The organism is Mesorhizobium sp. KACC 23794, from assembly GCF_052180275.1.
Lineage (GTDB): Bacteria > Pseudomonadota > Alphaproteobacteria > Rhizobiales > Rhizobiaceae > Kumtagia.
The window spans coordinates 6,115,879-6,128,879 of the sequence record NZ_CP197465.1 but is presented as its reverse complement, the minus strand read 5'-3'; the positions used below and the strand labels follow the sequence as shown (position 1 = coordinate 6,128,879).

The window sequence follows — 13,001 nt, the reverse complement described above, 5'->3', positions numbered from 1 at the left end:
TCTCGCCGCCGGTCAGGTTTAAGGCGATGATGGTGCCGACGCATCTGATTTAACGTCGGTTTTCGTCGTGAACGCGTGCGGGAAGCGATCGAGCGCCTGACTTTTCTGCCCCCCTTTGGCGCTCGCCGCCGGGATATGGGCGCGCACGATCGTGGAATCGAACACCTGGATGAGATGTGCCGAACGGCTCATCGATGCCAGCGTCTCGAAGAAGTTTTCGAACAACCCCACCTTGCTCAGCCGGCCGACGCGCTCCAAACCGAGTTCCACGGTCCGATCAACTCCGGTACGGTCACCGGTGCAGCGTGAAGAAGTGAAGCGCCTTGCGGGAAGCGCCGGCCGTTCGACGCCTTGCGTCCACGCCGCGGCAGGCAGGCCCGGAATATTTTCAACATGGCCGCAATCCGCTTCGTCCCTCCGTGTCGACATGGCTTCCTATCTCCGGCTCAATCGGAAGCCCATGAAGCAGAACCGATTCCGCCCAAGAATCTCGAAGCTTCTGGGAGGTCCGCATGGACGACAAGGGCGCGGTCTCGGCGTCGGACCTTATTGCAAGCCGGATTGAACGAAGCCGTGGGAAGGCCAGGTGTTATAGGGATTGTGTCGGATCCGGCTGGACAAGCGATTTGAAGATTGGCTGCCGAACGCTGTATCTCCTGGCGGCGGGACGCACATTGGCGGCGTCAGCGAAGGCGCTGTGCTGGTGGTTCAACAGGCGCCACGCAACCGCCACTTCGAATCGCTCGGCTTGCCCCGTCTATTCCGGTGGTGTGGGAGGGGCGGCGCCGTGGAGGCGTTCCCTGTCCCGCTCAATCCCAAATCGAAATCGCAAGCTTGCGCCCTTTCATGGTCCGCAAGCTTGCGATCTCAAAACTTTAAGCTCCGATGATCGTCCCGCAAGATCAATGAATTGATGTTGTTCACCGGCGGACTCATGACGGCGTCACCGGGGGATCATCCCCAAGCGTGAATGCCGCGCGGCAAGCCTCTCATGCAGGCAGAGAATCTGCCCAAACGCTTCTTTCTCCGGGCCATCATGGGACGCTTCCGGCCGTATATGGCGGCCCTACCGACCTCAAGCCACCACGAAGTCAGCATATGAAAGGTTCAACCCGACCGTCAACGTGGCGAAGTGGATGCTGGCAGTCACGCCGGTGCCGTCCTCGTCGTAGAACAGTTTTCCCGTATCGCTCTCGTAGATGAGGCGATCGTCGGCATCACCGGCGAGGCCGGTCGTGTTGGCGCGGAAGGCGGAGGCAGCAAGCACGCCGGTCGCGGTCAGCGCGGTGAACACGCCGTTTTCCAGCTCGATGCGATCGTCCACCGTGCTGAAGTCGGTAATCGTATCGACGTTGTCGAGCCCGAGCGCGGACGAAAAGACGAACATGTCCTTGCCGGCGAGGCCCGTGAGCGTGTCGCCGCCGCCTTTGCCGTCGAGCCGATTGGCGCCGGCATTGCCGACGACTTGCTGGGCGATCTCATTGCCGGTCAGGTCGAAACTCGATGTGCCCGCGCCGCTGGTGGTGGCCAGCCATTCGACGAAGACGCCCGAGCCCAGTGTGTAGTCGGCATTGACCAGGGCGCGATCCGTCGCGCCTTGCGTCGGGCCCTCCACAATGGTCGTGGCGGCGCTGTAGATGAGATAGCTATCGCTGCCACCGAGGCCGCGCAGCACGTCGCCCGCGCCGGCGCCATCCTTCAGCGTGTTCGCGCCGGCGTTGCCGATGATCTCCTGCGCGAGCGCATTGCCGGTCAGGTTGATCGCACTGGTGCCGCCCTCGGAGGTCGTGCGCAGGGTTTCCACTGCGGCACTCGCAGCCATCGTGTAGCTGACGCTGGCGACAACAACGTCGCTGCCGGCTCCGGTGGCCTCGACAACAGAGTCTCCTGCGTTGTCGACGAAATAGGTGTCGTTGCCGGCACCGCCCGTCATGGTGTCGGCGCCGGCGCCACCGTTCAGGATGTTGTCACCGGAATTGCCGTTGATCACGTTGGCGAGCGTGTTGCCGGTGCCGTTGATGGCGGCGCTGCCCGTCAGCGTCAGGTTCTCGACATTGGCGCCAAGCGTGAAGCTGACCGCGCTCTGGACTGTGTCGGTTCCCGCACCCGCCGCCTCGATCGCCTGGTCGCCCGCGTCGTCCACGACATAGATATCGTTGCCGCTGCCGCCGGACATCTTGTCGGCGCCAGCACCGCCGTCCAGGGTATTGTTGCCGGAGTTGCCGGCGATCGTATTTCCAATTGCATTCCCAGTGGCGTTGATGGCGGCGCTGCCCGTCAAAGTCAGGTTCTCGAAATCGGCACCGAGCGCGAAGCTTATGGAGCTCTGGACAGTGTCTGTCCCAGCATTCGCCGCCTCGATCACCTGGTCTCCGGCGTCGTCTACGACATAGGTGTCATCGCCGCCGCCGCCCTCCATGATGTCGGCACCGGCGCCGCCGTTCAGGATGTTGTTGCCGGCATTTCCGATCAGCCTGTTGGCAAAGGCGTTGCCGGTGAGATTCAGGGCCGTCGTGCCGTTGACGTCCTTGGCGCTCAGGGTTTCGACGTATTGACCCGCCAGCAAGGCGTAGTTCACTGTTGCGTACACCGTGTCGTCGCCGGCGCCGGTTGTTTCGAACACCTGATCGCCGGCGCTGTCGACATAGTATTTGTCGTTCCCGTCAAGCCCGTAGAGCTTGTCATTGCCCGCACCGCCATCCAGCGTATTGGCGCCGGAATTGCCGACGAGCTTGTTGACAAGCTCATTGCCGGTGAGGTTCAGCGCATTCTTCGCGGCCGCATTGTGTGCGGATAGAGTCTCTACTTCCTGACCCGCGGCAAGGGTGTAGTTCACGGTCGTGTAAGCGATATCGTCGCCGTTTCCGGTCAATTCGATAATTTGATCGGCAGCATTGTCGACGTAGAATTTGTCGTTGCCCGCGCCGCCAAACATGGCATCGGTGCCGATGCCGCCGTCCAGCGTGTCCGCACCGATCCCACCGATCAGAATGTCGCTGCCGCCAAGCCCGTTGAGCTTGTCGTCGCCCCAGGCGCCGTCGAGCCGGTCGGGGTCCGGAGTGCCGTTGAACGTGTTGTTCACACCTGCGGTCACTCGCAGAGTCACGTTGAACGGGTCCAGATGCCCATGGCCGTCGTCCACCTGGAATCCGAGGCTGATATCCTGCGGCGCCACATCCGGGAACGAATAGGTGAGGGACTGGAACTCGGCCAGCGTCAGGCTTTGCCCGTTAGCGATGGCCACTCCGTTGAGGAGGACCTGGCCGAGACTCGGCAGGCTGGCGACGATGAATGTCTGGATATCCCCATTTGGATCGGCCTGAACCGACAGGTTCAACGGCGTATCGGTCGATGCACGCTCCATGGATACAATCTTGGTCGGCAGGAGACCTAACCCATCGTTGCCGTCGAGGACGGTGATCGTCAGCGGCTTGGAGAAGGTGAGCGCCGGATTGCCGGCGTCGGTCGCCGTCAACGTCAACGAGATCGTCGGTTCCGTTTCGAAATCCACTTTCTGGCCGGCCTTGAGATAGAGCCCGCCATCGTTTGCGTCGTAGAGGAACCGAGTGTCGCTGACGGTCACGGTGTTGTTTCGCATCAGCGGATCGACATCATTGTCGACGACTGCCAGCGTTGCCACCTTGGTGAGCGCTGCCGTTTCCTCCAGCAACCCGGTCAGGCCTTGGACCGTAATGTCCGTAGGCGCGGTGTTGGTGGGCGCGGTCTGCTGGACGGAAACCACGTGGTTGCCCATGCCGCCGAGATCGAGCGTCAGGATCTCGCCGGTCTGCGTGTAGCTCGCGCCCGTGACGGTCAGGCCGTAGCCGGGCAGGTTCTTCAGGTCGACGACCACTTTCCCTTCGCCGGCGATGGTGAAGCTGAGGCTGGTGCCGTCGCCGGTCAGGCCGACCAGCTTTGCGCGCTGACCGATCGAGGTGATATGCGTCACGTCGTCCTGCGCAGTGCCGAGCTCGATCTGGAAACTGCCGCCGTCAGCGTCGAGAAAGACGCTGTCCTCGTCATAGGCGTACCAGCCGGCGACGCTCTTGATCTTCTGCCCTCCGGCGAGTTCGTCGAGATCGAGCGAGAAGGTGCCGAGCGAATTCGCTTCCGGCGTCACCGTAGCGTTGATCGTGTTGCCCGACACGGAATACGAGAACGTCGTGTGATCGAAGGTTTCGATGCGCTGGGCGAGATCGGCAAGCGTCACGAACTCGGCGCCGGCCTGGAATGCGGCCTGGATGAAGCTCGTATACATCGCGAGCGTGTATTCCGATGCCGTCGGGAAATCGATCATCCACTCGGTCGGGCCGTAATCGTGCCAGGGCCATACTACAATCGGCATGTCCGAATTCTTCGACAGGGCGTTGAATTCGGAGAGCCATGCGGCCGCAGCCTGCTCCGGCGTCAGGTTCTGCCAGCCGACCAAGGTGAAGTCGAAGGACATGTTCGGCGCGAGGTAGACCTTGTCGTTCTCACCGGGGGTAAGATAACCGATAGCGCCTGGATAACCGGCGCCAACCAGGGAGGCGCCACCGCTGAGGTATTGGTAATATTGCAGGATCTCACTGGAGGTGGTGTGCGATTCCGGCATGCCGGGCACCGCTGCGCCATCGATCGTTATGCCGAGCTGTGTTTCGAGAATATGCCTCGATGTCTCGAACTGGAACTGGAACGTGGCCTCGAGCAGAGCCTTGTCCACGGTGTCCAGCGTGGTCGGATCGGCCACCAGCTTTGCGGCGGCAATCCGATTGTTGATCTCGGTCAGCGACATGTTGGCAAGCTGGTTGATGATCGCCTGACTGGCGTCCTCGCGCATGCCGTAGGGCGTGAAATTGCCGGGCCGATTGCCCGGCACGATGTTCGGATCGGCGTAGGCGGCCTTGATTTGATCCAGAACAGCCTGGGTCAAGGTGTCCGGGAACAACAGGTTGGTGTTTTCCGGATGCGAGACTGAATGTGAGCCGATCTCGTTGCCCATGGCCAGAATCTGGTCGTAGAAGGGCTTGGAAACGGTCCAGTTCGTCTGCTGGCCGTCTGCAGGGTAGAGGCCGATATCGGCATAGTAGGACCCGACGAAATTGTAGTCGGTCTTCCACTGCTGGAGGATGTTGACGAGCGACGCCAGAATGCCGCCGTTACTTCCGACATCCTCGGTTTCCATCGCCTGGTCGAGGTCGGTGCGGGAAGCCACGACTGACTCGTTTCGGGTCATGTGCAGCGAAAGCTGCGGCCCGTCATGGGCGTCCTCGGTCACCCAGTCGAGCGCCTTGCCGAGAAGGTTGTTGTCGGCAAGGAAGCCATCCGTCGCAAAGTGCACGTTGCGTCCGCCGGTAACGGTGCCGATCACGGCATTGTGGGCCGTGCCGCCATTCACCGTCTGCTCGGCGATGACCGTCGATGAGTTGCTGCCGAAGGCTTCGAAAAAGGAAGTTCCGACGCCACCCCCCTCGAAGCCGGTGTACGAGCGGATCAACTGGCCGTCGCCATAGCCGTCGGTGATCTGATGGTCTTCGGCGATGAGGTTGACGGTTCCGGTCGCACTGCCGTTCACGGTAACGCCGAGCAGGGATTGCATGCGTGCGTAGGCGTTGCCTGGCAGCGCGTTGCCCTCGGCATCGCTTGTCATGAAATTGCCGGCGCTGATCAGCGGGACATGATGATCGAAGACGAGGTCGTTCAGTACAGCTTCGATCTCGGCATAGTTTGCCGGCACGTTCTGGAACGACGGGAAGACGATCGCGTCATAGCCGGCCAGAGTCGAAAGATTAGCATTGGTCAGGTCGGCTTCGGACAGCACGTCGAAAGGAATACCGGCAGCCATGGCCTGGCTTTGCGCGGCCATGAAGAGCTGCGAATAGGCCGTCTCCGAAAAGTAGTTCTGGGCCGTCGTCGCGGAGTAGACGATGGCGATCTTGTAGCCGTCGCCGGCCGGCTGCGGGATCGACGCGGGGTCGGTCACGGTGAAAGGCTGGTTGGAATAGAATTCCGGCAAGAACTTTTGGTCGCTGATGTCGGCGAGCATCTGGACGGTGTTGACGCCGTTGCCAATCAGCGACTTCGCCAGTTCGAACTCGATCGACTTGCCGTCTACGGCGATCTTATAGTCGATGTTGCCGATGAAGGTCTGGCCGGCACTGCCGGAATACAGGCGGGCCACGCCGTCGCCGCCGATGTTGACGTTGAACTCGGCGCCGAGCGTATTGCCGAAGATCTGATACCCGGTAGAATTGTTCCCGTCCGTGTTGAACCAGAACGTCGTGCCGACATCGATATCGATCGCGCTCTTCACGCCGAACACGAAGGCGTCGTTAGCGAACTTTCCGTAGACCTCGTAGCCGGCCTGAACATTGGTGCCGTGGTCGAGCCGCTGCGACTGCGACCAGTCGTTCAGATTGCCATCGAATTGCGACGGAACTGAAGGATCGGTCAGCGAATAGTAGCCGCTTGCATAGGCTCCCGGCAAAAACTGGTGGTCGTTCACGTCGGCCAGTATGCCGAGCGACGTCACCGATGGACCGAGAAGCGACTTAGGCAACGCAATCTCGAGGGAGAGGTGGTCAGGGCTCAGGGCGTAGCTGATGTTGCTGACGAGCTGGCCGGTACCGCCGTTATAGAGATGCGGCACACCTGCAATATCGAAGTTGATATAGAATTCCGCGCCGCCATATAGATCGAACACCTGGTAGCCAGTCGTCGGATTTCCGTCCGTGTTGAGCCAGAACGTCGTGTTCGTGCCGATTGCCTCGCCTGAAAGCAGGGCGAGATAGAACGTGTCGCCTTCGACCCGCCCGTACATCTGATAGCCCGCGACTTGCGTGGCTGAAGTCTCCAGACGATCGTCCTGCGTCCAGTCTAGGAGCGATCCGTCGATTGCGATCGTCATGGTGATGACTCCTGTTCATAATCTGGTTTGAAAATGGCGTCAGACTGCGCCGGCTCTGCCGCCGCCGGCGGAGGCGCGAAGCCCCGCGCAAGAAGCAGCTTCAGAAAAGACAACCGTCCCGCGGAGCCGCCCGGCGGATGGTCTGCGACCAGGAAGTCGCAGGCACGGTCCTCCGGCAGGCCGACGCCGAGCTCCTGAAACGCGTACCCACAGGACCGGGTGTGGGAAGGAGCAGCGGTGGAGGCGTCGTGCGTCGTAAACGCCGCGGCCTCTCCTGCCGAAAGTAACGCCTTTACCGGCGCTGGTTGATACCCAATGCCCCACATATCCTCATTCCCGGAGAAGACACGGTCCCCGAAAGGCATGGATCAAGCGTCCATGCTCTAAGTGATTTTCCAACCGCAGCATTACTTTGGTTGTTCCCGGTCTTGGTTGACAACTGTCAACCAGGACAGAAAGGGGAAAGGTGATGCGGCGGTTGCCCAAGAACTAAAACCTACCGCGCCCATTCTGCCGGGCCGGTTTTGGCCAAATTCTTCGGTCTTCGTCTTGTCCGGCTACCAGCCCGACCGACGGCGAAGCCCTCGACCTTGACCCAAACCGGCCCGACATATTGAGCGCGACACACTTTAGGCCGGCCGATCACTGTCATGGTTCGCTGCCGATTGGATACGCCGCAGCCTGCCGCGCCAAGCTCACGACATTAGCCTTGCTGTTCCGCAGCAAAGCTGCGTTCCGGATGCTCACTCGACGGTCACCGACTTCGCCAGATTCCTGGGCTGGTCGACGTCCCTCCCAAGCTGCAGGGCGACATGGAAGGCAAGGAGTTGGAGCGGGACTGCGTAAAGGATCGGCGCGAGTGTCGATGCCACCTTCGGCATGATGAATTGTGCCGCAGCCTCTACGCCCGAACTCTCAATGCTGCGCCGGTCGCCGATCAGGATAACCTTGGCGCCCCGAGCGGCGACTTCCTGCAGATTGGATATGGTTTTGTCCAGCACGTCGTCGTTGGGCAGGAGCACCACCACGGGTACGTGCTGGTCGATCAACGCAATGGAGCCGTGCTTCAACTCGCCTGCCGCCAGGCCTTCCGCGTGTATGTACGAGATTTCCTTGAGCTTGAGGGCTCCTTCGAGCGCAAGGGGGAACGAGGTGCCCCGGCCCAGATAGAGGACGGTCGTGGCGCCGGCGATCTCGCCCGCGATCGCCTCGACCTCCCGCTCGCGCAGCAGAACCTCGCGGACCAGCCCCGGCAGCGCCGCGAACTCGTCGAGAAGGCTCGGCAGGTCGTCGGCCGCAACGGTTCCGCGTGCGCAGCCAGCATGCAGCGCGAGCGCCAGCAGAGCCGCGAGCTGGCAGGTGAATGCCTTGGTCGAGGCAACCCCGATTTCCGGACCGGCATGGATCGGGACGACCATTTCGCTTTCGCGCGCCATGCTCGATGTGCGCACGTTGAGCACGGAGCAGACATGTTGCGACCGGCTCTTGCCGAAGCGCAGGCAGGCCAGCGTGTCGGCTGTCTCGCCGGATTGCGAGATCAGCAGCATCAGCCCGTTTCTGGGCATCGGCGGTTCGCGGTAACGGAATTCCGATGCCACATCGATCTGGACCGGCAACTGGGCGATCTTCTCGAACCAGTATTTGGCGACAAGCCCGGCATAATAGGCCGTGCCACAGGCGGAGATCGTCACCTGCTCCAGCGTATGCCAGTCGAAAGGCGTTTCGAGCGGATTAAGGCGGCCGCCGGCAAAATCGACATAGGCGGCGATCGTCTTCGCGATGACCTCCGGCTGCTCGTGGATTTCCTTCGCCATAAAATGGCTGTAGTGGCCCTTTTCGACGAGCAGGGAGTCTGGTGTGAGAGCCTGCGACTTTCGCTGGACGGGCTGACCGGCAGTGTCCAGGAATTCCACCATTTCGTGATGGACGACTGCGACGTCGCCTTCTTCGAGATAGGTGACGGTCTCGGCAAGTGGAGCGAGCGCGAGCGCATCGGAACCCAGGAAAGCGCCGCCGGGGCCTTGTCCGACGGCGAGCGGCGACCCTCGGCGGGCTCCAATCAGAAGGTCGTTATGGCCCACGAACAGGAACACGAGCGCGAACGCACCGCGCAGGCCGGGAAGTACCGATAGAACCGCTTCCTTCGGCGAAAGCCCGGAGCGCATCTGCCGGCTCACCAGATGTGTCACCACCTCCGTATCCGTTTCGGATTCGAAGACGACCCCTTCCGCCTCGAGGCCGCGGCGGAGCTGCCGGAAATTTTCGATAATACCGTTGTGGACCACGGCCACCACGTCGCTCGCATGGGGATGCGCGTTGGTCTCTGTCGGCTTGCCATGCGTTGCCCAGCGCGTGTGGCCAATTCCGATGTAGCCTTCCAGCGGCGTCGTCCGCAGGGTTTCCTCAAGGCGCGCCAGTTTGCCCTCGGCGCGCCTGCGGGTCAGGCGCCCATCGTCCAAAGTGGCGATCCCAGCCGAATCGTAGCCGCGGTATTCCAGCCGCTTAAGCGCCAGGACGATCCTCGGCGTCACGGGTTCGCGCGAGACTATGCCGACAATGCCACACATGGCCCAATCTCCTTCAGTTTGGTTGTCGCGTGGAGGCTGAAGATGTCGCCTCATGGCCATTGGTGGCGGCATGACGCCTGACTGCCTCGTACCGTTCCCAGGCAAGCGCTTGCGAAACAATGTCTTTCAGATTGTCGAATCGCGGCCGCCAGTCGAGGTGGGATCGGATCTTGTCCGCCTTGGCAATCAGCGCCGCAGGATCGCCGGGACGCCGGCTGCCGAAGATGACCGGAAAGTCCACGCCCGAAACGCGCTTTACCGCGTCGAGCACCTCCAGGACGGAGTAGCCGCGGCCGTAGCCGCAATTCAGCAACAGATTGGTGCCCGTTTCGCGGAGATAAGAGAGCGCGCAGACATGCGCATCAGCCAGGTCGCTAACCTGAATGTAGTCGCGCACGCCGGTTCCGTCGGGCGTTGGCAAGTCGGTGCCGAAGACGGTTATCGAAGGCCGCAACCCCAGTGCAGCTTGGCATGCGACCTTGATCAGGTGGGTTGCATGTTCGGTGGATTGTCCTGCCCGCATCTGCGGATCCGCGCCGGCCACATTGAAATAGCGCAGGATCGCATATCTCAGTCCCGTGGCAGCCGCTGCATCGCCGAGCATCCATTCGCTCATCAGCTTTGAGCGGCCGTATGGATTGATGGGACCGGGAGCGACGTTCTCGTCCACCTCGACCACGTCCGGCTCGCCATAGACTGCGGCGGTCGAAGAGAAGATGAATCGCTTGACGCCGTGAAGGACTGCCGTCTCGATCAGAGACCGGGTCTTGACGGTGTTGGCCTCGTAATAGCTGAGAGGCATGCGTACGGAATCCGGGACGACGGTCCGTGCCGCGAAGTGGGCTATTTCGGTGATGTCGTGATGCCGGATGATCCTTGCCACCATGTCGGAATCGGCGACGTCACCGTCGTAGAAGGGAGTCTCGGCAGGCACGGCCGACCTGAAGCCGGTCGAGAGATCGTCGAGCACGACCACCTGCTCGCCCTTGTCCAGCATGCCGAGGACCATATGGCTTCCGATATAGCCGGCCCCACCACTGATCAGCACTGTCAATTGCGTGCTCCAAAAAGAGAGAAATTAGAGCCAATGCATAGCAATGGCCGAGATGTTCATTCATCTGGCTCTAAGGTTTTTCAAGTATATCCAGTTGAAGTCCGGTTTCCTTGATATTCATCAACGCTTCCGAATGTGGATTTTTGGCGCAAACAGCTTGGGGATCAGAGGATGCTCCCCTGACGGGGCGGCACACTGTCCCCGGCGTTGGTAGAAGTGCTTTTGGAGAAAAATCGTAGACTTTGGCCAACAGGTCCGGACAATCTTACTCGACCTTCCGGTGTAGATCTGCCGGGGCAACTCTGCCGGCCGCTTGCGCGCCCGCGGGTTTTCAATCACACGACAGGTCCCTGAGCCAGGGCCTGAACCAGTACTTGTCCCTGATAGGCGACGAACACGGCACCGTTGAAGGCCACGCTTCGACCGCCACCGGGTCGCGGTCCATCTTCTCGTGGTCGTTCAGGTCCTCGTAGCGGAACGCAATGACGACCGCCGTCGGCTCGCGCAAAGTCTTCAATCTCGTGTCGAATCCAGGTCCTGATCGCGCCATCCATGAAACGACTGCCAAGACAGTCGACCAGACCGCCGGCGCAAACCATCAATCCAGCAGAAGTGCACCGGCATCTGAGGAAATAGTTCCCTGAATGCCAGTGCACTTCAACTGAGATTTCGAGGCTAGTCGCGCGATCCGCGCAAATGCCTGTAGATGCCCGCGATGTCGGAGATGCCGAACTCGTGAGGCGTATAGGCGATAAGCAGCCCCTTGGACGTCAGGCGCTTCAGCGATCGCACGACCGTTTCCACAGTCAGTCCGAGGTAGCTGGCGATATCGGCCCTGGACATTTCCAGATGCACGCGGGAGCCGTTGGTCAATCCGGGATTGGTGCGCCGGCCTATCTCGATGATGAAGTTGGCGACGCTTTCGTCGGCCGACAGGTGCAGCCGGCGCAAGGTCTGGAATTGCATCGTCCACGGCTCGCTGTGCAGGCAGGTCAGATATTTCTCCTGCATCTCGTCCTGAAGCTGGTTGGCCTCGACATCCTGCCAACTGCGCCGGCGATAGAGACAGTCCGACAGGGCTTCCGCCGAGCAGAGATATCTGCCTCTGTGGGACATGTTGAAGACTTCGCCTGCAAGAGCGAATCCACATATCACGCGATGTTCGTCGGACATGAAGCGATAGAAAGCGACCGTGCCCCTCACTAGATGAAAGACATTGTCTCCCTCATCGTCTTCGAAAAAGAGCGAGTTGCCGGCACGCAATTGCAACAGCGGCTTCGCACCCGCCGACCGGAGCGCGTGCACGGAACCCTGCAGCACCACATGTTCCGCGATCGATGGAAAATATTTTGAATTACTGAAAGTATGCACTACATCACCCGTCACCGCGTCTGCTCGACGCGGTGTCCCCAGCTACCCATTAACCCCACGGTAACATTACTTTGCTATGGCATCGCTTGAAAATTGCTATTTTATTCATAAGAGATACTGAAAATTCGGTAGGAAATTGCACTGCATCTAAACAGTTCGCTTAGCCTAAATTGGTAAGGGCACAGTTTTTCTGACGCGCGGAACGGATGCACTCACGCGCCAGTGGGCGCGATGGCAAAGTGAATAAAAGCAGAGCTGTTCGCCTTGGTTCGCGATGTCGCGGAAGGCGGCTTCGCGATTTAACGACGCCGGTTAGCGGCCCCATTCTTGTCCGAAAAGAACAGGGCGGCCTGCGTCCGATTCTGGAGCCCGAGTTTCTGCAGGATCGAACGAACATAGACGCGTACGGTTGTATCGTTGATCCCGAGTTCCCGGGCGATCATCTTGTTGCTCTGCCCCTCCGTCAGAAAGTTCACGACCTCCGTTTCGCGATGGGTAAGTCCGAACTCGGCAATGAGATCAGGAGTAGAAGCGTCGGGAGTCACGGCCTTGCACAGGGCGAGGATATCTGCCGGAAGAATGACCAAACCGGTCCGCATCGCCCTGGCGGTCATAGCGATCTCCTGGGCGGTGCTCGATGAGGGTAGGATCGCGCCGACTGCCCCGATGACAGGAATGAGGTCGGCAAGGACAGTGTCCTCGTGGGTCATGACAGCGACCCTTTGCAGGAATCGCTCGTGAGTTGCACCAAACTGCAACAGGGACGCGACCTCCGCCTGGGGCGACTGCATGTCGTACAGGACAACGTCAGCGTCCGTTACCGGGAGGTTTATACCGCCAAGATTCGGGCTTCTGACCACTATGTCGAAGTGCTCCCGAACAGCCTCGTCGAGGGCAGCCACAACAAGCGCGCTTGGGCTGACGATAGTCGCCGTCGCCATTTTTTCCTCTAACAACCCGTAATATAATACACTACAACTCGTCCACTGCGAAACGAATAGTTTGATAACCTTAAAGTCGAGCGCTCGGCAGCAAAACGAGCACGAAATAAGTACAAGCCCCGCACTCGCTTGGGGAATTATCCGTTCCCACCTAGGGTTGAATTCGAAAGGTGGATGTAAAC

7 protein-coding genes and 1 pseudogene are annotated in these 13,001 nt (G+C 60.4%); all 8 read right to left on the bottom strand.

What is annotated here, in order from left to right; all coding sequences use genetic code 11:
- Window positions 1-18: 18 nt before the first annotated feature.
- The 8 genes and pseudogenes from ACSBOB_RS29740 to ACSBOB_RS29705 all read right to left on the bottom strand — a co-directional run bounded on the left by ACSBOB_RS29740 (window position 19) and on the right by ACSBOB_RS29705 (window position 12,819).
- Complete coding sequence (locus ACSBOB_RS29740) at window positions 19-429, bottom strand: hypothetical protein (RefSeq protein ID WP_442579621.1); 411 nt, start codon at window positions 427-429, stop codon at window positions 19-21.
- A 646-nt stretch (window positions 430-1,075) separates the two neighbouring features.
- Window positions 1,076-6,886, bottom strand: a complete 5,811-nt coding sequence (locus ACSBOB_RS29735; protein ID WP_442579620.1) for a hypothetical protein — start codon at window positions 6,884-6,886, stop codon at window positions 1,076-1,078.
- A gap of 743 nt (window positions 6,887-7,629) precedes the next feature.
- Window positions 7,630-9,453: a glutamine--fructose-6-phosphate transaminase (isomerizing) gene (gene glmS, locus ACSBOB_RS29730; protein WP_442579619.1), complete on the bottom strand. Its 1,824-nt coding sequence runs from the start codon at window positions 9,451-9,453 to the stop codon at window positions 7,630-7,632.
- A 13-nt stretch (window positions 9,454-9,466) separates the two neighbouring features.
- Window positions 9,467-10,507, bottom strand: coding sequence for a UDP-glucose 4-epimerase GalE (gene galE, locus ACSBOB_RS29725; protein ID WP_442579618.1), 1,041 nt, complete (start codon window positions 10,505-10,507; stop codon window positions 9,467-9,469).
- A 331-nt stretch (window positions 10,508-10,838) separates the two neighbouring features.
- Window positions 10,839-11,024 carry a hypothetical protein gene (locus ACSBOB_RS29720; RefSeq protein ID WP_442579617.1) on the bottom strand — a complete coding sequence of 62 codons (186 nt, stop codon included), beginning with the start codon at window positions 11,022-11,024 and terminating at the stop codon, window positions 10,839-10,841.
- Between the two features lie 158 nt (window positions 11,025-11,182).
- Window positions 11,183-11,623 carry a helix-turn-helix domain-containing protein gene (locus ACSBOB_RS29715; RefSeq protein ID WP_442583875.1) on the bottom strand — a complete coding sequence of 147 codons (441 nt, stop codon included), beginning with the start codon at window positions 11,621-11,623 and terminating at the stop codon, window positions 11,183-11,185.
- A 3-nt stretch (window positions 11,624-11,626) separates the two neighbouring features.
- A pseudogene (locus tag ACSBOB_RS29710) lies at window positions 11,627-11,812 on the bottom strand (Crp/Fnr family transcriptional regulator); the annotation flags it as partial.
- A gap of 365 nt (window positions 11,813-12,177) precedes the next feature.
- Window positions 12,178-12,819: a response regulator transcription factor gene (locus ACSBOB_RS29705; RefSeq protein WP_442579616.1), complete on the bottom strand. Its 642-nt coding sequence runs from the start codon at window positions 12,817-12,819 to the stop codon at window positions 12,178-12,180.
- Window positions 12,820-13,001: the final 182 nt, after the last annotated feature.